The 22,215-nt window shown below is 42.1% G+C and carries 17 protein-coding genes and 1 pseudogene; 11 read left to right on the forward strand and 7 right to left on the reverse strand.

Translation table 11 applies throughout. From position 1 onward, the window contains the following. Positions 1-269: 269 nt before the first annotated feature. Positions 270-1,235 carry an acyltransferase family protein gene (locus CZ367_RS10925; RefSeq protein WP_077196888.1) on the reverse strand — a complete coding sequence of 322 codons (966 nt, stop codon included), beginning with the start codon at positions 1,233-1,235 and terminating at the stop codon, positions 270-272. Between the two features lie 165 nt (positions 1,236-1,400). Between CZ367_RS10925 and ychF the strand changes: the two genes are divergently transcribed. From ychF to CZ367_RS10965, 8 genes are all read left to right on the forward strand, one after another. Then, positions 1,401-2,504 (forward strand): redox-regulated ATPase YchF, encoded by a 1,104-nt coding sequence (ychF, locus tag CZ367_RS10930; RefSeq protein ID WP_077196889.1) that lies wholly within the window; start codon positions 1,401-1,403, stop codon positions 2,502-2,504. Positions 2,505-2,516: 12 nt separating this feature from the next. Further along, the gene (lgt, locus tag CZ367_RS10935) at positions 2,517-3,365 is read left to right on the forward strand and encodes a prolipoprotein diacylglyceryl transferase (RefSeq protein WP_077196890.1); all 849 of its coding nucleotides are present in this window, start codon (positions 2,517-2,519) and stop codon (positions 3,363-3,365) included. A gap of 434 nt (positions 3,366-3,799) precedes the next feature. Continuing rightward, positions 3,800-4,534 carry a helix-turn-helix domain-containing protein gene (locus CZ367_RS10940; RefSeq protein WP_077196891.1) on the forward strand — a complete coding sequence of 245 codons (735 nt, stop codon included), beginning with the start codon at positions 3,800-3,802 and terminating at the stop codon, positions 4,532-4,534. A 376-nt stretch (positions 4,535-4,910) separates the two neighbouring features. Further along, positions 4,911-7,013 carry a porin family protein gene (locus tag CZ367_RS10945; protein WP_077196892.1) on the forward strand — a complete coding sequence of 701 codons (2,103 nt, stop codon included), beginning with the start codon at positions 4,911-4,913 and terminating at the stop codon, positions 7,011-7,013. Positions 7,014-8,124: 1,111 nt separating this feature from the next. Further along, entirely contained in the window at positions 8,125-8,613 is a 489-nt protein-coding gene (locus tag CZ367_RS10950; RefSeq protein ID WP_077196893.1) for a TlpA family protein disulfide reductase, read from the forward strand. A 4-nt stretch (positions 8,614-8,617) separates the two neighbouring features. Then, a complete protein-coding gene (locus tag CZ367_RS10955) occupies positions 8,618-10,285 on the forward strand; it encodes a DUF6029 family protein (protein WP_077196894.1) in 1,668 nt (555 codons plus the stop codon). 28 nt (positions 10,286-10,313) lie between these two features. Next, positions 10,314-11,102 carry an Omp28 family outer membrane lipoprotein gene (locus CZ367_RS10960; RefSeq protein ID WP_077196895.1) on the forward strand — a complete coding sequence of 263 codons (789 nt, stop codon included), beginning with the start codon at positions 10,314-10,316 and terminating at the stop codon, positions 11,100-11,102. Between the two features lie 32 nt (positions 11,103-11,134). Then, positions 11,135-11,809, forward strand: a complete 675-nt coding sequence (locus CZ367_RS10965; RefSeq protein ID WP_077196896.1) for a hypothetical protein — start codon at positions 11,135-11,137, stop codon at positions 11,807-11,809. A 224-nt stretch (positions 11,810-12,033) separates the two neighbouring features. Here the strand turns inward: CZ367_RS10965 and CZ367_RS10970 are convergent, their stop codons facing one another. The 3 genes from CZ367_RS10970 to CZ367_RS10980 form a co-directional block, all read right to left on the reverse strand. After that, entirely contained in the window at positions 12,034-13,089 is a 1,056-nt protein-coding gene (locus CZ367_RS10970; protein ID WP_077196897.1) for a BamJ family beta-barrel-assembly machinery protein, read from the reverse strand. 128 nt (positions 13,090-13,217) lie between these two features. Continuing rightward, entirely contained in the window at positions 13,218-14,120 is a 903-nt protein-coding gene (locus CZ367_RS10975; RefSeq protein WP_077196898.1) for an FKBP-type peptidyl-prolyl cis-trans isomerase, read from the reverse strand. Between the two features lie 40 nt (positions 14,121-14,160). Next, the gene (locus CZ367_RS10980) at positions 14,161-14,766 is read right to left on the reverse strand and encodes an FKBP-type peptidyl-prolyl cis-trans isomerase (protein WP_077196899.1); all 606 of its coding nucleotides are present in this window, start codon (positions 14,764-14,766) and stop codon (positions 14,161-14,163) included. Positions 14,767-14,945: 179 nt separating this feature from the next. Between CZ367_RS10980 and CZ367_RS10985 the strand changes: the two genes are divergently transcribed. Beyond that, the gene (locus CZ367_RS10985) at positions 14,946-15,644 is read left to right on the forward strand and encodes an SIR2 family NAD-dependent protein deacylase (RefSeq protein ID WP_077196900.1); all 699 of its coding nucleotides are present in this window, start codon (positions 14,946-14,948) and stop codon (positions 15,642-15,644) included. Positions 15,645-15,909: 265 nt separating this feature from the next. Here the strand turns inward: CZ367_RS10985 and CZ367_RS10990 are convergent, their stop codons facing one another. Further along, complete coding sequence (locus CZ367_RS10990; protein WP_077195399.1) at positions 15,910-16,857, reverse strand: IS30 family transposase; 948 nt, start codon at positions 16,855-16,857, stop codon at positions 15,910-15,912. A 1,344-nt stretch (positions 16,858-18,201) separates the two neighbouring features. Between CZ367_RS10990 and CZ367_RS16295 the strand changes: the two are divergent. Then, positions 18,202-18,351: pseudogene (locus CZ367_RS16295) on the forward strand (IS30 family transposase); the annotation flags it as partial. A 229-nt stretch (positions 18,352-18,580) separates the two neighbouring features. Continuing rightward, positions 18,581-19,339 (forward strand): hypothetical protein, encoded by a 759-nt coding sequence (locus CZ367_RS11005; RefSeq protein ID WP_077196902.1) that lies wholly within the window; start codon positions 18,581-18,583, stop codon positions 19,337-19,339. A 318-nt stretch (positions 19,340-19,657) separates the two neighbouring features. Here CZ367_RS11005 and tnpC read toward each other — a convergent pair whose 3' ends face one another. Together tnpC and tnpB are read right to left on the reverse strand one after the other, a co-directional pair. After that, positions 19,658-21,463: an IS66 family transposase gene (gene tnpC, locus CZ367_RS11010; protein ID WP_394334145.1), complete on the reverse strand. Its 1,806-nt coding sequence runs from the start codon at positions 21,461-21,463 to the stop codon at positions 19,658-19,660. Positions 21,464-21,526: 63 nt separating this feature from the next. After that, a complete protein-coding gene (gene tnpB, locus CZ367_RS11015; protein WP_077195221.1) occupies positions 21,527-21,871 on the reverse strand; it encodes an IS66 family insertion sequence element accessory protein TnpB in 345 nt (114 codons plus the stop codon). Positions 21,872-22,215: the final 344 nt, after the last annotated feature.

Genomic DNA, 22,215 nt, shown 5'->3' on the forward strand with positions numbered 1-22,215 from the left:
CAATAAAACGAAACCAAGAAATAGACTTTCTTAACTATAACGTTTCGTTTTGATGATAATAAAATGATGTACCTAATGGGGCAAATCCGACTTTTAGGCGAATTACAACTATTGTTATTGCACCAAAGTATAAAGAGAGAACAGCCGTTGTTGTGGTTACACCTTCCGTAGTTCACCTTCTTATATATATGTCCACATTTTCTTGATGTCAAAAACTAAGCCTATCGCTTGTTTTCGTTAAACCCAAATCGGTCGATTTGGGTTAAACATTAATTGCTTCTAAAGAACTTTTCTCTTGCAAATATCCACGACAGCTGCAGCTTATCCATTGCCAAAGCCAATATTATCGACCCCACTAAGCAAAGCGCAACAGTAACCGCAGTGTAGACTAAACCTGTGCTGTCCCACGCAAAAAATGGTAAATAGTACTTTCCCATCATCGTAAACACGGGGTGAAAAAGGTAGATGGGCAGCGTATTCATACCTATCCATTGGGTGGCAGAACGAAGTTTTGTAACAAATGGTTTGTCTCCTATCCTTTCTATCTTGTTACTCACCCATACCGAAAAACTAAGAAACGCATACACGGCAACGACAATTAGCAGACTTCCCCAATCCTTCTGACCACTAAAAAAGATAATGCCGAAAAACACAACACTACTCAATACGTATGGACAGACAGCCTTCTCGTATGCCAACTTGTATTGTCTAATTGCTACACCAGCAAAGTAGTACATCACCGTTTTCACAGCCATAAGGGGCAAAAGTAGAGACAAGGTATACAATATAGCAGCAAAGGCAAGCAACCGCAATGTAGTGCGACCCTCGCCAAGAGGAAGCATACGGAACGCAACATAATAGGGAATACCACAACCTATCATCACGTAAAGAAACCAATAAGGTCCGATAGACGTAACAAACAGTTTCTCAGCCACTGCTGTTACCGACAATTCGCTTATCCCATCTCGAACAGGCAGAAAATAAGACAATACCGAATAGCCCACCACCATAATAATATAAGGTACGGCAATGCGCCAAAGGTAGCGCACAAAGTCTTTTGCCGCCTTCTCCACATTCACCAAATAGCCCGTAACTACCAAGAATGCAGGCATCATAAACGAAAGAATACCTTCCTTAACTTCAGGATAGAGCGTGCCAAAATGGACAATATGTACCACGATGACAAGCAATATAAGCACTGAACGCGTGAAGTTGATGGCGTGATTTTGTTTCATTTTACTTTCTGCAATGTAGGTTTCGGAGCGACAAAATTACGAAAATAAAATGTATTCTGCACACTTACACACGTGTTATCATAACAATAAGCTCCTAAAAAGTACCTTGCTTTCAAGATAATTGTGTAATTTTGCAGACAAAAGAATAAACGTTTATACAATAATATGGCACTAAAATGTGGTATTGTGGGCTTGCCTAACGTGGGCAAATCTACACTTTTCAATTGCCTTAGTAGCGCAAAGGCGCAGGCAGCAAACTTTCCTTTCTGTACAATAGAACCCAACTTGGGCGTGATTACTGTACCAGACGAACGCTTAAACAAGTTGGCAGAGATAGTAAACCCAGGGCGTATCGTACCTGCAACTTGCGAGATTGTGGACATTGCTGGACTTGTAAAGGGTGCAAGTAAGGGTGAAGGACTTGGCAATAAGTTCTTGGGCAACATTCGTGAGTGTGATGCCATCATTCACGTTATTCGTTGTTTCGACGATGATAACGTTGTGCGCGAGGGTGGAATGTCGGTCAATCCTATCGAAGACAAGGAGATTATCGACACCGAACTTCAGCTTAAAGACCTTGAAACCATCGAGGCACAACTCAATAAAAACAAGAAGATAGCTGCTGCAGGCAACAAAGATGCCAAGGTATTGGTATCGGTTTGCGAGGCATACAAAGAGGTTTTGGAGCAAGGAAAGAATGCGCGCAGTATTCAGTTTGAGAGCAAAGAAGAACAAGACGCTGCTCACAATCTATTCCTTCTTACTACCAAACCTGTACTTTATGTATGCAATGTGGACGAAACTTCGGCAAAGTCGGGCAATGAGTACAGTCAGAAGGTGGAAGCCATTGCAGCCGAAGAAGGTGCAGAAACAATGATTATTGCTGCTAAAACCGAGGAAGATATTGCGTCATTGGAAAGCTATGAGGACAAAAAAATGTTCCTTGACGAGTTGGGCTTGGAACAGAGCGGTGTGAACCGATTGATCAACAAGGCTTATCACTTGCTCAATCTTCAGACCTTTATCACGGCAGGCGAAATGGAAGTTAAGGCGTGGACCTTCCAAAAGGGTTGGAAAGCTCCTCAATGTGCAGGTGTTATCCATACCGACTTCGAAAAAGGATTTATCCGTGCCGAAGTTATCAAGTACGAGGATTACCTCAAATACAAGACCGAAGCGGCTATCCGCGAGGCTGGAAAGTTGGGAGTAGAAGGCAAAGAGTACGTTGTACAAGACGGCGACATTATGCACTTCCGCTTTAATGTTTAATCTCTATAAGTTATGAATCCACTTCTTTACATTCCTTGGCAGCCCGATGAATACCTATTGCGTATAGGTTCTGGCGGTGTGCGTTGGTACGGACTTTGCTGGGCTATGGGTTTGGCAGGTGGCTACTTGCTGATGCAGTGGCTGTACAAGCGACACAAGTATCCTCGCGAAAAGTTCGAACCACTCTTCCTTTATGTGTTTGTAAGCATCATTATTGGTGCTCGCTTAGGGCATTGCTTGTTTTACGAACCCGATTACTATTTCTCGTCGTTCCAACACATTATTGAGATAGTTCTCCCTATTCGTTATATATCGGGTTGGGAGTGGAAGTATGTGGGGCTACAAGGTCTTGCTTCACATGGCGGAGTAGCAGGTTTGCTCATTGGTGTATGGATGTATATTAGCCGTTCGGGTATGAAACCGTGGGTGGTACTCGACTTCTTCGGACTTTGTTCGTGCATCACAGGTGCTTTTATACGTTTGGGCAATCTGATGAACTCTGAAATTATAGGTAAAGTAACCGATGTGCCGTGGGCGTTTATCTTCTACGATGTGGACACCTATCCTCGTCACCCAGGGCAACTTTATGAAGCCCTTGCTTACACGGTGTTCTTCTTCTTGATATTTGCCATCTATCTGAAGCGTCCAGAAAAGGTGGGAACAGGACTTTACTTTGGACTTTGTGTTTCCTCGGTATTCATTTTCCGCTTCTTTATAGAGTACACCAAGGAAATACAAGTGGCATTCGAAGCAGGTTTGCCTTTCGATATGGGGCAGCTATTGAGCCTTCCACTCATTGCCTTCGGTCTATATTCTGTTTTCCGCTCACGTGGAAAGATAGAGCCAGAGTCGAAGATTTAAGAATAAGACCTCTAACCTAATATAACTTTTATTAGGATAGAGGTCTTACTTTTACAAAGTAGTATTATTATGTAATTTGAAATTTATTGAACGCTTTAGTTATATATGCTAAATTAAACCCAAATCGGTCATTAGCCCGCAAAGGCTTTTTAAAGCGTTTAGCTGTTATGCTTTTCTTCGTCTTTGCACCTTATTTTGGCTCTTTTCGTTTGTTTTTTAGTTGTTTGGCTCGCTAAACGTCTTCAAAAACAACCAAAAATAGCTCAAAATAAGCTCGCAAACCTCGAAGAAGTCTAACGACCGATTTGGATTAAACAATTGCAAGCAACATAAAAGTAAATTGTCATCTGAAAATAAAATCTTAATTTGTCAGCCACGGTTGACGAATTGAAAACTAATAAAGTATCGTTTTCCATCTCTATATTATTCAGCCTATGAAACCTTATTTATCGATTGTCGTATTTTTTACATTGATGCTTTCGGCAGTTTGTACAAGCATCAACAGTTATAATTGTGAAGAGAACAGAATTGTAAACGATATGAACCAAGCCTTGGCGCAAACACTTGCACAGAAACAAGAGGTGTGGATTACTCCCGATACGATAAGGAATTACAGGCAAAACCTAAAGATAGAGGCACTTCGCAACGAGTCTTTCGTGTCTTATGCTGTCTTAAACACACCCCGAACATTGTGTAGCAAACCCATAGCGTGGAAGGGTAAAGACAATAGAGGTGTAGCCTTCCAATCCTACGCCACCTGCTCTATGATCACCATTTGGCAACTTTCCGACCAACGCTCTTCAGCTTTGCTCCTTCTTCTTTCGATGCTTTGGCTCACAGGGTCGATGTATTGGATGCGCAAAAAGCAGTTGGGAATGGTAGTCTTAGGAAGTTTTATTTATGCAAAAGACACCCAAGCCTTCTATACGCTGCACCATACCCCCGTTGCGCTTACCCCAATGCAACAACAACTGATGCAACTTTTTATGGCTTCAGACAATTATTGTTTGTCTAAACAAACCATTTGCGATGCGCTGTGGTACAAGAAACCCGATGCGTCTGAAACCCTTTACACCCTTATTCGCAGAACTCGCCCCGTCCTAAAAGAACATTTTGGGCTGAATATAGTTACCGAAAGAGGAGGAGATTATCGGTTGGAAAAGGTTTAAAACACTATTTAAAGCACTTTCTCCAATAGCTTATTATCGTTTAACCCAAATCGGTCGTTAGACCAGTCGGACCAGTCGGACGTGTCAGACAAGTCCGACTGGTCCGACTGGTCCGACTGGTCTAACAACCGATTTCGGTTTAATCCCTATTTTTGCTTTATTTTTGATTAAAGATAAAACCTTGTAAACCAATGGTATTGGCAATTGTCAGATAGTTGTCAGCTACGTTTTTCGTTGTTTTTTCTCTTATCTTCTATCTTTGTTGAAGCAATTCAACCCCAATCGGTCATTAAACCAGTCAGACCAGTCGGACGGGTCTGACAAGTCCGACTGGTCTGACGACCGATTTTTGTTAAACTAACTATATTCAACAACGATGAAGAAACTTTTAATTTTATTACTCACCACCTTTGGAGCGCAATCGATGCTCTTTGCAACTTCCCGAATACAAGTGGAAGTATCGTCAGAAATGCCTTCCGACACCATCAAAACCAAGGAGAAGAAAGGCGAAGTGGTACTAACAGAAGTTACTGTTGAGGCTGCACGAGTGGTGCAAAAGCCCGACGGACAAGTTATTTTCCCATCTAAGAAACAATGTGAAACGTCTAACAATGGTTATAGTCTTTTGGCAAAACTTGCCTTACCTCGACTGCGTGTAGACGAGATGATGCACACCATTACGGCATTGAACAATAAGGGAGAAGTGCAAATTCGCATCAATGGTGCATTGGCATCAAAAGACGAAATGATAAGTCTTAATCCCTTGCAGATAAAAAGCATTGAGTTTGTTGACAATCCCAGTATTCGCTATGGCGAAAACGTAGGGTATGTGCTGAATATACGCACCCTCAAAGCCACCTATGGCGGTGTTGTAGGCATAAATCTTAGCAATTCGCTCACAGCTGTCAATGGCAATCACACCGCATACGCCAAACTCAACCGAGGCAATAGTGAGTTTTCCCTATCCTATAACTTTGCATATCAAGATTTTAAAGGCAATAGAACAACAAGCAAGGCTGACTATTTGCTCAACGATGGCACGCACTACATCATCTCCCGAAACGATATTTCTGCACGCACTCGCTTCTTTATGAATGGATTGCAACTGAAATATAGCCTTGCCGACTCGGCTTCTTACCATTTTCAAGCCGCATTTTCTACCGACTTTTCCAATACGCCAAATGCCGATAAAACCTACAATACGCTTACGCCAACAGCTGTTTGGCTATCAGAATTGCGCACATCAGACCACAGCTTTACCCCAACATTAGACCTCTTTTACTATCATAAGTTGGGCAAGACAGCCAGTCTTACAGCCAACGTGGTAGGTACGGCAATACGAACAAAGGAGAACAACTATCACAAAGAAGAGCTCCCTTATATATATAAGGTGGACGGACGTATGCGCTCGCTCTACACCGAACTTATCTACGAGCAAAATTTGCGCCCCGTAACGCTATCGGCAGGAATAAAAGGAACATTGAAACGTATTGAAAACACTTATACAGGCGATGTGCAATCGCTCAACAAGATGGATTATTCTACGCTCTACACCTTTGTAGAAGTCAAAGGTAAGTGGGCAAAGCTCAGCTATATGACAGGTGTAGGGCTGACCAATGCACGTTACAAACAAAGTGATGCAAAATACAATTACTCGTTGTTTCGCCCAAAAATAAGCCTTAACTATGCGCTAACCCCTTCTTTTGCTGTAAAATACAGCTTTGAAACCTACGAACATATATCACGGATAGCAATGATAAGCAACACCAAGATACGTGAGAACAGCCGAGAATGGCGTGTGGGCAATCCTAACATTGTGCCTAACAGAGTGGTAGACCAATCGATAAACTTCTCTTACACGCTTCCAAGGTTCTATAATATGGTAGATGTAAATCTAAGGATAAACTCCAACCCTAATATGTCGAAATATATACGTACCGAGGACGACCAATTTTACTATATGCAAGCCAATCAGAAAAGCATCAAAATGTTTTATGTATCCGATTATTTCAACTTTAAAATCATACCCGATGTGTTGGAAATAACCTTGAGCGGAGGCATTTATCGCTTCTTAAACAAGGGCGATGATTACAAACACTACCTCACTTCATACAACTTTCAAGCCAATGTAAATGCTTATTTGGGGCGTTGGGTACTTACTGCATACGCCGATAATGGTTGGAAATTCTGCGAGGGAGAGAGCCAAAGCCATAGCGGAAGTGCCATTTACGTGGGCGGAAGTTACCAAGTGGGCAATCTGCAACTATCGCTTTACCTCCAAAATCCCTTTATGCAACATCCCAAGATGGAACATTCGTACATCTTGAACCGCTATGTAAACAAAGAAAGCATTGTCCGTGGTAGCCAATTTGGCAATCTTATCAACTTCAACCTTGCGTGGAAATTAGAGTTTGGACACCGCAAACACAACGGAAAAGACCATCAAATGCGTAAGGATAAGGACACGGGAATAATGTAAAGCCGACGGCTTTTGTTATTCCACACTTCAAGGAGTTATCGCTCGCTGCACACTTCACGCTCTTGCATTTTGACCTCAAAAATAAGCTCAAAATCTAACAAAGCTAATTTATAGAACCAGCTAAAAAAGAGAATGGGTCTATTTTGACACACCCTCGCTCATCGCAAGTTAAGCGGAACTCGATACGTGTTGATGAGCTTGCGAATAAATCGAGCCCCTACACCATAATGACTGAATATTTGGCTTTAAATCCAACCGAGTGCAGCGAGTGGCAACTCCCCTTAACTCCTCTAATTCCATAACAACGGAACGTAATAAATCACGCCCCTACGTTCCTCCTTGAACCCTCTACTATTATTGTTCTATTCATTACCTTACAAGCGTTGAAAAACAAGACATCTATCTTTCAGCCGCAAAACATATATGTTTGGCATTGTCAAAGTTCAACTTTGAGAGGGTAAAACATATATGTTTTGGGTGGTGAAACATATATGTTTTGGAACGCATTTATAAACTATTGATATTCAATAATTTACAAATGCGTTTTTAATAATTTGTAGACTAAGATTTATTGTTCTATTTTTCCTAACTCGAAAGTCTTAATATGGAAGTGAAAACATCTTCTGCTGCTTGCATACGCTTGCTATATACTACGCTTTATACACATCTCTGTTTAACGAAATATCACTAAAAGAAAGCTCCTGTCGAAACAGATTTTAATGTGAGCAAGGGCATGTAGGGGCTCCACAAATATTTGGGTTTAATGTGCTTCATTATGCAATATTAAAAACAAATGTAGTATATTTGCAACACCATTTACACCTTATTATATACATAGCGTGTGAGTTGGGCAATGCTTTGATGGCTTTTGGGCTGCTAAGCGTAAGGCAGAGATAACGCTATTAATATGAATTGATTTAAGATAAAGTGGAGTTACAAAATATTATTATTGCGTAGAAAAAACTACAACTTGTTGCTGCAAAAAGCATAAATTATCATATATATACGTAAAATATTGCAGAAAATGAATTTTAATAGTTAAAATTAATTAACCAGTATGTTTGTTGAAAAAAAATTAATAAATTTGCCATTTAACAAAATATACTGACTTATGAAAAAAACACTTTTAATACTTGCAGCTCTATTGACCTGTGCTTTCAGCACGGTTAGTGCTCAATTGCCTTCAGTGACACTGAAAGACATTAACGGAAATGCGATTCGTACCGACACATTGTCTAACAATGGCAAGCCATTTATCATCGACTTCTTTGCTACATGGTGTAAGCCTTGCAACCGCGAGTTGAAAGCTATTAGCGAAGTTTACAACGACTGGCGTGAAGAAACAGGCGTGAAAATCTTTGCAATCTCTATTGACCAAGCGCAAAACGCTAACAAGGTAAAACCTTTGGTAGACGAAAACGGATGGGAATACGATGTATTGCTCGACCCAAACAGCGAATTTAAGCGTGCATTGGGTGTACAGATGATTCCTTATGTACTCATTTGCGATGGCAAGGGAAATATTGTTTACAAGCACAATGGTTACACAGAAGGTGCTGAAAACGAATTGATTGAAAAGGTACGCGAACTTGTAAAATAACATTATGAAGAATTATAGCTGGCTGGTAGGTCTCCTTGCTGCAGCTGCTACAACAGCTCAAGCACAGACAACAACAGACGATAATAAGGTCTCGGTTACGGGAAGTATTCAGAGCGATGTACTTATTCCACAAGAAGACTTAAAGATTGGGTCGCCTAAGTATGACGAATGGGCATTAACAAACTCGTTCCTCGACCTTAATCTCATTAGCAAAAATGTAGATGCTGGTGCACGCTTTGAGTTCCTTAAGCACCCATTGCCAGGTTTTGAAAAAGACTATAAAGGCTATGGTGTACCTTATTTCTATCTGAAAGGTAAGTTTGAAAAACTTGAAGTTACCTTAGGAAACTATTACGAGCAGTTTGGTTCGGGATTTGTTCTCAGAACCTATGAAGAGCGTAGCTTGGGTATCGATAACTCGTTGCTCGGCGCACGCATAGTCTACAAACCCTATAAGGGTATCGTATTAAAAGCCGTAACAGGCGAACAGCGCAGATATTGGGCGCATAACAATTCGTGGATAAATGGTGTCGACTTGGAGTTGAACCTTGATCAGTGGTTCAAGGGCTTAGGTCAGTCGGGTACACGTGTAATGTTGGGTGGTTCGTTCGTAAACAAATACGAAAATAACAAGCACGATAACATTATGATAGACCGTACACACGAGCTCGTTCTCCCACAAAACGTTAACGCGTGGGACGCACGCTTCCAAGTACAGAAGGGTGGATTTAATGTCTTGGCAGAATATGCACAGAAGACACAAGACCCATCGTTCACCAACAAGTATATCTATCGTACAGGTAACGTAGCTATGCTTTCGGCATCTTATTCACAAAAGGGATTGAGCTTCTTGGTACAAGCTAAACGTTCTAACGATATGGCATTTATGAGCAATCGTAACAACGTTGGCGTATCATCGTACATCAATCACCTTCCAGCCTTTACACAGGACCAAACCTACGCATTGGCTGCATTCTATCCATACGCAACTCGCCCTGATGGAGAGTGGGCTTATCAAGCTCAAATGGGATATAAATTCAAGCGTAAAACATTCATTGGTGGTCGTTATGGTATGAACGTTAAGGTTAACTTCTCATACGTTCACGCTATTGACAAGTCTACAAACCTCACAGGTTCGTTCGATAACGTAAACCTCAAGGGCTCAAAGGGCTATGGCTCGGCTTTCTTTAAGTGGGGCGACCAAACCTACTACCAAGACTTGAATGTTCAGATTGAACGTAAAATCTCTAAAAACTTCAAGCTCAACTTGATGTATATGAATCAATTCTATAACAAGACTGTTGTGGAAGGCGAGGGAGGTATGATACACTCTGACATTTACATTGTAGATGGTAAGTACACATTCTCACCTAAGGTTAACCTACGTGGAGAGGCACAGTTCCTCCGCACAAAGGGCGACCAAGGCAACTGGTGGTTTGGATTGTTAGAGCTTTCGCTCGTACCACACTTTATGGTCACCGTGTCGGATATGTACAATGTGGGTGAAACCAACTTACACTACTACCAAGGTCTTGTTACCTATAATGCTGGAGCACACCGACTACAAGTAGGCTACGGCCGTACACGTGCAGGTTTCAACTGTTCGGGTGGTGTTTGCCGTTACGTTCCTGCAAGCAAGGGATTCACTATATCATATAATTATAACTTCTAAACGAAAAGTTTAAAACAAAGAACGCAATATGAAAAAGATATTCCCTATACTCGTTGCATCGGTAGCTATGGTGCTCGCATCATGCGCAAATGTAGATGAGGCAGACAGATACAAGACTGTTGAGGCAAAAGATGCTAATCGTGCAGTGCTCGTAGAAGAGTTTACTGGACAACTATGTATCAACTGTCCAGAGGCTCATAACCTATTGGCTAACATCACAAAACAATATGATGAAGACAAAATCATTGCAGTATGTATTCACGCATCTGCATTGGCTGTAGCCCCAAAACCTAATGTGATAGGTCTTAAAACCGAAATAGGCGAAGAATACTACAAGCATTGGAAGGGTGATGGTGTTCCATCGGCAGTAATTAATCGTACCGGAGGACTCAAACCAAAAGATGCTTGGGCTGGAGTTATCAATCGTGAAATGCAACGCACTACACCTTTGAAGCTCAATGTTGAGAACGCTTACGATGCAAATACTCGTAAAGTGACCATCAACGTTAATGCTTTGAGCATTGAAGACCTCAATGGCAAACTCCAATTGTGGATTGTAGAAGATGGCATTAAGGCTATCCAACTGCTTCCAAACAATGGTCGCAACAGAGAATACGAACACAATCACGTGTTCCGTGCAGCAGTAAATGGTGCTTGGGGTACCGACATTTCGCTCAAAGCAAATGATGCTAACAAGAGCACATTCACATACACAATAGACCCACAATGGGAAGCTAACAACCTCTCTGTGGTAGCTTTTATTTATGATGAAGCAAATGGCGTGCAGCAAGTAACACGCCAAAAAGTAAACAACTAATAGTATAACAAAATTAAAAGATTAAAACAAAAATGAAAAAATTATTAACTTTAGCAGCTGTATTGCTTATGGGTAGTGCTGCAGCAATGGCACAAGAAGCAAAGAAATGGATACAGTTCGTAGACGAAAATGGTATTGAAGTTAAGGACGGAAGTGTATTTGTAGTTAACGAAGTTACTGTTAAAGAAGACCCAGACCTTGGTACTAAAGAAACATTTATGCAGCCTAAACTCTCTTTGAAGAATGTTACAGACCATGCCATTCGTATTCAGATGCGTATCGATGCTACACAAATGCCAAACGGACGTATACAATGTTGTATGGCTAATGCGTGTAAAGCAAAAAGTGAGAGTATTGTTTGGGCATCTGCTTCAGCAGAGATTGCACCAGCAGAAACTATGTTTATTGAAACCGAATGGTTCTTAAATAAAATTGCTCCAACTTGGGATATGAAGCTCACAGGTCAGTTGTGTGAAGACGATGAAAACGAATCAGGTGACTATCCAGTTGCAGATGCTAAGGGTCCAGAAGTTACTGTACGCTTTGTTTCTGACCCTACTGCTATCACTGGTATTTCTACCGACAAGAAGGCAAATGCTGTTGTTGCTCGTTACAACGTAGCTGGTCAGCAGATTTCAGCTCCACAGAAGGGTATCAACATCGTGAAGTATGCAAATGGTAAGACTGCACGTGTAGTTGTAAAGTAAAGGTCGCACGCTCGTAATGAGTGCACCAATAATAAAAAAGAGGATAAGCCTTCAAAAGCTTATCCTCTTTTTATTGTATCGTCTTAATGCTTCTTTCGTACGCTAATCGTTCCGAATTTCGTACTTCATTGCTCCACCTTTTGTGCTTTATCGTTCTGTCTTTGTGTTTGTTTGTTAGAACTTTGGACAGTGCTTAGCAATGCTTTTAGAGCCATTAGAACGACTTATTTTCTGCGTTTAGCTTGCGTTTTAGTTGCGGTAGTTTTACCTTTTGCAGGTGTTGCTTTAGCCTTCTGAGCACCAGCACTCTTCTTTACCTCGCCAACGTTGAGACTTGGTTTGGGTTGCTCTTTAGGTTCTATGCCTTTAAGACTTAGTGTGAACACGAGTGTAGCGTATGGTGCGATGTCTTCGCCAGCACCTCTTGCGCCATAAGCCAAGTCGGAAGGGATATAGAGCGTCCATGTTGAGCCTACAGGCATCAATGTTAGGGCTTCTGTCCAACCCTTTATCAGACCGCTTACACCGAAGGTATCGTATTCTGTGCCGTGTCTTTCGGTAGCGTCGAATATCTTTCCATCGAGTGTGCGCCCCTCGTAAGCCACGTTTACTCTATCGTCAGCCTTTGGAATAGGTCCATTGCCTTGGGTTATCACCTTGTATTGCAATCCGCTTGGCAGTGTTACTACGCCTGCTTGCTTCTTGTTTTCTGCCAAGAACTTTTCACCTTCAGCCTTTATTGCAGCTTCTTTTTCGGCTTTAACGGCTTGTTGTTTGCCTTGGAAGTATTGTTCTGCGTTGGCTTGCTTGAATAGTGTAGAGTCTTTCTCTAACGCTGCTACAAAGCCTTTGTACAACATATCTGCATCGATAGCATTAGCTGTGCCTTCAAATTGCTTTATCAGTCCTTGTAGCATAGTTTTGTCTACCTGATTTGCAATCTGCAGTCCTGCTGTGTAAGGTGCGAAGTTTGCATCGTTGCGCTTTGCAATTCCTTCTTTAAGACCACGAATAAATTCGGGCATCTCTTCTTTTTTCACGCCCAATTGGCTCATTACGTAGCCTTCCAATCCGCGTGTCATCGACATACCTGCCGCATAGCTTACTGAGTCTTTGGTACTGTTAAGTGTTACCTTTTCAATGGTTGCAGCCTTGCAACATTCAGCCATTTGAGCTTCGCACTGTTCTTTGTTCTTCTTTTTCTTCTTACTTTGTGCGCTTGCGGTATTGAGTGTAGCACCTGCTGTTACCAATAGCGCAAGGAGAATTACTCGTTTCATAATTTGTTTAGTTCTAAGCTATAATTAAAAATGTCGGACTTGTCGGACGGGTCTGACTTGTCGGACAGGTCTTACTTGTCTGACAAAGCCGACTAATCCGATTAGTCCGACACTTATTTATATTTTATTTATTGTGCTGGTGCACCCTGCACTTGTGGTGCCTGTGGTGCTTTTTCAATAGATACAAGTTCTACTGTGAATACCAATGTAGAGAATGGCTTGAGGTCAGGACTTGGCTGTTGTGCGCCATAACCTGCTGCGTAAGGGATATAGATTTCCCACTTTGAACCTACAGGCATATTGGTCAATGCTTCTGTAAATCCAGGTACAGCACCACCTACAGGCATTGTTGCGCCCTCACGTTGGTCGAATACCTTGCCATCGATGGTCTTACCTACGTAATTGATTTTAACTACGTCTGAGGTCTTTGGCTTTGCGCCTGTTCCTGCATTGATTTCCTTGTAGTAAACACCTTGCTTCAAAGCCTTTACGCCTGCAGTCTTAGCAATCTTAGCCATATAAGCATCGTTCTGCTTCTTGTTAGCACCGTATGTCTTTACAGCACTCTTTTCGCGGATAGCTTGCGATACTTTCTGTTCTATTTCTCGAGCCTGTTCCACTGTAATTTTCTGGCCTTTGCCCTTAGCACTTGCAGCAAAACCTGCGAGGAAGTTGTTCAAAGAGATGGTCTGTGTAGAGTCTTCGCCGAAGATGGTCTTGTTGATTTGGTTTTTGATAACCATATTCATATTCATTCCGACACCGATACCAGCGTTGTAAGCTGCCTTCTTCTTGTCGTCCATATTCTTTGCACCATCGTTCATACCCTTAACAAACTCGTCGATATAAGCTGTATCGATGTCCATTTGTTGGAGATACTGCTTTACACTCTGACCTTGGTCTATACCGAAAGCATAGCTCAATGAGTCTACATCGGTCTTCAAGTCTTCCTTAGGTGATGATGAGTTGCCACAAGCTGTAAATCCTGCAGCTGCAATAGCCAAAGCGGCTACCATTGTAAGTTTCTTCATTTCGTTTTATCGTTTTAATGTTTATTGTTTGATCTTATAATTATAGCACCTCGATGAGTTCGACAACGAATACCAAGGCTGCAAATGGAGGGATAGAAGCACCTGCGCCACGCTCGCCATAACCCAAGTTGTAAGGGATAAAAAAGCGATACTTAGCACCCTCGCCCATCAGCTGTACACCTTCTGTCCAGCCTGGGATAACTTGGTTCAAACCAAATGTAGCAGGTTCGCCACGGTCGTATGAGCTGTCAAACTTAGTGCCGTCTACCAATGTACCTTCGTAATGACACTTCACAGTGCTTGCTGCGCCTGGCTTCTTGCCGTTACCTTCGGTTATTACTTCGTACTGCAAACCTGAAGGCAATACCACAATGCCCTCTTTCTTAGCATTCTCTGCCAAGAAGTCTTCGCCTATTTGCTTAGCCACCTTGCCTGCTTCGGCTGCTGCAACCTGTTGTTTAGCCTCCTGTTCAGCAAAGAAATTGTTTACCAACTCTTGTGCTTCTTGGTTGCTAACTTTTGGCTCGTTGCCTGCCAACATATCCTTAATAGCCTGTGCAAAGTCGTCAATATTCAAGTTGTTTGCACCCATTCCTGCGAGTTGAGTACCAATACCGATACCCAAGGCATAGCTCAATTTGTCCATTATTGTTCTTTCGTTTTTTATATTATTAATGTGCAAAGATACTATTTTTCAAATATAATAGGGCATTTATCTAATTAAAATTACTAAATTTGTGGAATGTTATGCAATCGTCCATAAGGCACGCTAAGACAACCCATAATGTGTGCCGAAAAGGGAAAGAATGAAAAGGAGACAGAAAAATGAAGAAAATAGTATTTCTTACAGGTGCTGGAATGTCGGTAGAGAGTGGTTTTAAAACCTTTCGTGGCAGCGATGGGCTATGGGAAGACTATCCTGTGGAGCAAGTAGCTACACACGAGGCGTTAGAAAACGACCCAGCATTGGTTATCAACTTTTACAATCGCTTGCGCAAAAAGCTCTTTGCTTCACAGCCCAACGAGGGACACAAACTCATCAGCGCATTGGAGAAGGATTACGATGTTACGGTTATTACACAAAACGTAGACGACTTGCACGAGCGTGGGGGCTCATCGCACGTGATACACCTACACGGCGAACTGAAAAAGATGTGTTCGAGTGCCGATGCGTACAACCCAGACTACATAGAAACTCTTACCGAGGACAATTGGGAGGTAATACCCGGGACGAAAGCAAAGGACGGTAGTATGCTTCGCCCCTTCATTGTATTCTTTGGCGAAGCTGTGCCAATGATAGAGGAGGCTGCACGTGAGGTGAGCCAAGCCGACCTCTTTGTCATCGTTGGCACATCGCTCAACGTCTATCCTGCCGCAGGTTTGGTGCGCTATGTGCCCATAGGTGCGCCCATCTATCTTATCGACCCCAACGAGGTGACACAAGGCAAAAAGTGTGATGTAACGGTGATACGCAAGGGGGCAACCGAAGGACTGCAAGAACTCTTTGCGTCTATTAAGCCATAAAACAAGGTGAAACCCACACTTATAACTCCATTCTGTTCACACGAGAACAGAATGGAGTTATTGTATTACGATAATTGTCGCTTACAGAAAAATAGAACAATCAGAAACATTGATCCATCCTTCAAATCCACATTGATATCCAGCCAAGTACAGGGCGGAACGTCTAAGTTCTACCGACGGGCTTGTCATATATTTTGATAATTCCATATTTTTAACGCTTTATAGTTTGAATATTCAACCGTGAATTCAACAAGCAAGTGCAAATTTACTTAATTAGTTCGTAAAAGCACTCATATGGTGTTCTAAATTCTAATTTCTTTCTTGGTCTCATGTTAATTTTCTTTGAATACTTTGTTATTTGTTGATGACTGACATGTTCAAACGTTTCTTTTTTTGGCACGTATTGTCTAATCAGTCCGTTAGCATTTTCTATAGCCCCTTTCTGCCATGAAGCGTATGGGTCAGCAAAATAGACGGTGACACCAAGGCTTTTGCTTATCATTTCATGGCAAGCGAATTCTGTGCCGTTGTCCGTTGTAATAGACTTGACATACTCTTTGAATGGAGATAGCAAATGTATTACAGTGCGTGCTAACTCCTTGGCATTCTTTCCCTTTTTAAGTTTTCTCATAAATAGCATATTTGTACTGCGTTCTATCAGTGTCACAATAGCACCATGATTTCCTCTTCCAACAATTGTATCCATCTCGAAGTCCCCAAAGCGTTTTCCGTCAACTTCAGTAGGTCTCTCGCTGATACTTGTTCTATTGGGTATGGATATACGTCTGCTACCAACAGGCTTGGCACGATGCTTTAGCTTGTGACGACAGTGTTTATATAGTGTTCCACCTTTTGCCTTGTCCTTACGTATCGTACGATATATGGTTTCATGGCTAATACGTTTACCTTCCTTAGCCAACACGCCAGATATTTGTTCAGGAGACCATTGTTCTGTAATAAGAAGACGTATCGCTTCATCCATAACATCCTTTTTGATTGAATGATTGCCTGGCTTTTTTCGCTTTGTGAGAGCTGCATTTGCTTGGGCAGTTTCCCAATTATACTGTCCTTTGGTCCCACTATTACGTTTTATTTCACGAGATACTGTACTTGGACATACTTTTATCGCTTTCGCAATATCTTTTAATTTAATTCCATTTTGGAGTAGCACAGAAATTGTGTACCTTTGCTCCGAGGTTAATTGTTTGTACATAACAATGCAAAATTAATTAATCTTTGGGAGACAGAGGTCTCCCTTTTTTATTTTTTAAGCATTGCTTGTTGATTTTCCACTCATGGGGGCTGCTCGCCCCCAAACCCCTCGGTGTTTTCTGGTATAGATTATTAAGCTAAACCTACACCTGAAATTGCAGTTCTATGTTGAACTTGTGAACTTTTCTTTTTATCTTTGCAAATGGTTGATGGTCGCATCGGTAGCGAGACTTCCCAAAAGGCAGTATATTGCAAGGTTCGACTCCTTCGCCAACCATTAGGGGGCTTATGCCCCCTATTTTACTTTTCTGTATTGTTTACTTTTCATATTATTTCTATCTACGACGCCATACGATACTACTCTATTATAACCTCAAATCCGCAACTAAGCCCTTGAACGTCCTTATCGCATTTACACGTCCTCTCATTAGGGTCTGCTAATTTACGTCTTTCATACAACCTTGTGGTGTGGGCAATACAGCCTCCATGCTGTCAAAAAAAATGCTCATAATTCTCTTTTGGAAGGTCTTCAAGCCCGATTTTTCGAAAATGAGACAAAGAAGTCCCCTTAGGAACTTCATAATGTTCTTAGCGAAGAAGCAAGCTCCTATCCAAGTGTCAGCCGTTTGGTCAAGTTTCGCTCGGATGTCGTTGGCTCGGTAAACTCTCTTGGTTGTTTCAGATGTGCCTTCTAACCCATTTTGCTCGCCGATGGCTCTCTTCTTGTCCTCTGCGTGTGTGTCGTTCTCTTCCTTGAGAGGCCTGCCTAATGGACGGTTGTCGCAATTGATATGGCAGGACTTGATATGCTTCCTGTTCGAACATCATTTTTTGCTGTTCATACATCTTGAACGCAGCCTGAAGACATTTGTAGTCATGGCGGCTGAAGCAAGCAGGAAGTGTGCTTGACTGTTTGCCCAGGAAATTAAGAAACAGCTGGAAGTCTGCCTGCAGGCATCGTATCTGGATTAGTTTTGTCTTGTCAATGAGTTTCTTTCCCTTGCGTTTCTTCTTAATCAGTCCGATGAAGGCCTGGCGGGCTTGTTGCCGGTGCCATTGTGACTATTTATCAGACGTTTGTTGTATTCTTTCTCTATCCTTCCCCAGGGAAGGTGGTCGGCCAGCTTGACCCAACGGTTGGTTTTGCTCAATCCCGAAAGTGACTCCTGAAGTTCAAATAGGTCGTGACTGCGATATTGTGAGTAGTATTTCATCTCAACTCTTTAATGTTTTAACATCCAAAGGTAGTCATTTTGGGCGAATTGACTAAATTTTATACAACATAAATAGTTAATTATTAGATAGTTATAGTTAATCAGCAGACCCAAATTAATTCCGCCACGGGTTAATCAGACAATATATACCGAAAAAGGATTCGTTTGAACATTATACAGAAAAGAGAATTATGTCGATACAAAAGAAATTGAACGAAAGACCGAGAGAAAAATTAAACTATTCTACTCCAAAATGCGAATTCTTCAAATACGTTTTATAATTTTGCACTTGCTGGTTGACTCTACGGGTTGACTCTGCGGCCTTTTATTTTATAACACAATAGCTTAGAAATATTTTGTTCTTCCATATATTTTTTTTAACTTTGCAACGAATAATACAAACTATTTGCATCTAAAGAAAAGATGCGTAAATGATGAATGAATTAAATAGTAACTATTAAAATAATGGACAAAAAGTCCATTACCTAATTTAACTAACAAAATTTTTATATGAAGAAACTGTTACTTTTAGCTTTTACAGCTATCTTAGGAATGAGTGTGAACGCACAGGAATCATTGCTTTCAGAGCGTCCAGACGGCGTTGTTAAAGTCTACGACCGCGCAGGTAAGGGCATCAGACTACAACAGGGAGATGGTGGCTCACTTGAAATGACCAGTCTTAATTTAGCAGATGCATCTGAATTTGAAGTTGTTTTTTTAGCCGACAACAAGACCGTTTATGTAAAAAACCCAATTGTTGCACTGCCCGAAACATTTTCTGACGTATCAGATCGTTGGGTAAAAGGAAGCATAGAAGGTAATAAAATTACCATTCCTCACAAGTCTTTAATCCTATCTATTAAAACAGACAAAGGCCAGACCCTAAATATATATATGGGATATTATGGCATCGAAAACAATCAGGCTTTTCCTTGCAGTCCAACTGTAGATGTTACCTATACTATAAATGGCGATAAAATAACGCTCGATGCACCAGGAACCGACAAAGTTTATGTATTGTCATGTATTGCAGAAGACGGTTCATGGTTTAGAATGAGCGAATACACGGGTGCTGTTTACACATTTAACCAAGAAAAAACACCAAACGATATTACATCGGTAGAGAAAGAAAATAACGCACAAGCAATTGGCGAAACATACTACGACCTCTCTGGTCGCAAACTTTCTGAACCTACTAAGGGTGTTACTATCAAGACCATAAAGTACAGCGACGGTACGCAAAAGGTTGTAAAATCTATCAGCAAGTAAATAAAAACAAATTCATAAAACAAAAACAAGCGGTGCACTTCTCTAAGTACACCGCTTATTTTTTTGCCATTAATCATCGAAAGAAATACACAGAGGTTCTGTTTTAACTTTCGGGTCAGTCGTAAAACCCAGTTGCCCCCTCTCCCCTCATACACATAATTTCATAAGCCTGTAAAGGAAGAAAGAAATATCCATTACTTCCCTGAACTATGCCCTGAAGGCTTTGACTTTTGCGTTGAAGAGTAAGCATCCAATATTAGCCGACTTTCACACCAACAAATAACCCTTATATGTCTGGCAGCATATAAGGGTTATTTGTTATTTGAAGTTTGAAGGTAGCATTTTCGTGAGTTCCTCCTCCGTCATGTCGGGCAGGGGTCTTGAAAGAACTTCCTTCATCCATTTGTATGGCTCTATGTCTGCTTCCCTGCAACACGCCACGAAGGTATAGAAGATGGCGTTGTTCTCCGCTCCCTCATTGTTACCACAGAACAGGTAGTTCTTTCTTCCAAGCGTGATGGGTCTGATGGCCTGTTCCATAAGGTTGTTGTCTATGTTGAAGCGTCCGTCCTGCACATATCTGCCAATGCGTATCCATACGGCGAAGGCATAACGCAGTGCCTTCTCCATAGCTTCGCCTGGGGTGTACTGTTTGTGTACATCCAACATATAGGTCTCCAAATACTTAAGAATAGGGTAAGCTTTAGCCTTTCGTTCTGTCTCCACTTCCTCGGGTGGTGCTTTCTTGTGTTTGAGGTTTTCCTCCAACTCATAAAGCGTGGCTATCGTTTCGATGATATGGGCGGCGTTCTTATCGTCAGACGCCAGATGTTCGAACTTACGTCTCACGTGTGCCATACATCCTAACAGCACGATGCCCTGAACGTTCTCAAACCTGCTGTAGACCTCATACCCATCAGACTGTATGGCACCCTGGTAGCCCTTGAAGAGTTCATCTGCCACAGCGCCCGACCGCAACCCGTCCTTCCAATGGAAGAACACACCCTGGGAGTGCATGGCGTCACGCACGCCCCACAGGTATCCCTTGCGCGTCTTTCCCTTGCGGTCGGCAACCTGTACGCTGGTCTCGTCAACTTGAAGATAAGGACTTTGCAGGATCTGTCTTACTTGAAGTTTGTAAAGCGGATAAAGCGCATCGGCGGCATCGTGAACCCAGCTATTGACGGTTGAGGTGGGGATGTTCACGCCCAGTTCCTTCCATCTTTCACATTGCCTATACTCGGGCTGGTGATAGGCGAACTTGGCGGTGATGATCTCGGCGAGCAGGGAAGCGTCGGCAAAACAATCCACCGCTTGCTTTTTCAAGGGGGCTTCCAGGATGTCGACCTTCGCATCCGTTGGACGGGCTTCCTTCAGGCGGCAGATGACACGATCTTCTACCCTGACATAAAAGGATGAGGGACGCAGACACAGATGCTCACTTCTGTCATGTCCGATGATGACCATGCGCTCAGCATCATAACCCTCTGGAAATATCTCCGTCACCTGTCGCTCTATGTTCTCGGGAACATAGGAGGCGTAGGCCCTACCCTTTCTGGAAGGACGGCTCACACGGCGTGATGACCTGCGTTGTCCGGCCTGCTGTTTTATCTCCTTGATGATGGGAAGGGCTTCCACCTGAGCCAGGGAACCCTCTTTGGCCCACTGCTCGTCAAAAAGCGTACCCGCCCAGCCGCTTGCACTCTCAGGCAGGCGTTTCTCGCTGCGCCTGCCAAATACCATGCGCTCAAGTTCAAGAATACGACGGGACTTTCGTTCCAGCTCAGCATCCTTAATCTTAAGCTCAGCCTCCTTATCCTTGAGCTCAGCATCCTTATCCTTGAGATCAGCATCCTTATCCTTGAGCTCAGCATCCTTATCCTTGAGCTCAGCATCCTTATCCTTGAGCTCAGCATCCTTATCCTTGAGCTCAGCATCCTTATCCTTGAGCTCAGCATCCTTATCCTTGAGTTGAGTATCCTTGTTCTTAAGCTCAGCATCCTTGTTCTTGAGTTGAGTATCCTTGTTCTTAAGCTCAGCATCCCTTTGCTCAAGAAGTTTAACAACAGCTTCCCGAGTGAGAGAATGGTAGTCAGATGTCATTGTGCAATAAGGCATATCCATCACATTATCAGTTCTTTATACGATGTAAAATTACAAAAAATATCTGACACTGGCAAGAAAATACTAAGATTTATTGTATCTTTTTCTTCGGTAGCAATTAGGATTTATACCTTCAATATAGAGTACCAATTCGTCCCAGCGAAGTTCATAAAATCCAGCTCTCGCCCGTATGATTTTAGGACTTAGGCAACCCTGTGCCATCTGTTTATGATACACGACAAAACCACAGCGTTCCCAGTGCAGCAATTTAATTCGGTTACGGGCTCGATTGTAGAAAACGTAGACAACACCATCAGAAGGATTGAAGTCATTGCGGCGTACCAATTGGGACAGGCGAAGAATACCCTGACGCATATCCACAGGAGTGCAACAAACCCGAAAAACATTTGTTTCGTTGAGTACAAACATAAGTTTTTCGGGCAAAGGTAGTAAAGTAAGAATGTTACACAAAGGCGGCTAATATTGGATGCTTACGTTGAAGAATTCAGCATTGGCATTTGTGGCTCTGTTGACAAAGAAATTGAGTATGCTATCATAATGGTTCTTAAACCCAAATCGGCCATTAGAATGAGAATGTATTTTGCGATTACTTTGAGATTTATTTTGCATATATCAAAGGAGCATAGCGGGCTATGTGACTGCAGATATAGGTAAAATAAAGCCAAAATAATCCAAAAGACATCTCATTCTAACGACCGATTTGGGTTAAAAAGTTTAATTTATAATAGTGTTGCGGAATTAAGGTTTTAATC

The organism is Prevotella ihumii (assembly GCF_900155655.1).
GTDB lineage: Bacteria > Bacteroidota > Bacteroidia > Bacteroidales > Bacteroidaceae > Prevotella > Prevotella ihumii.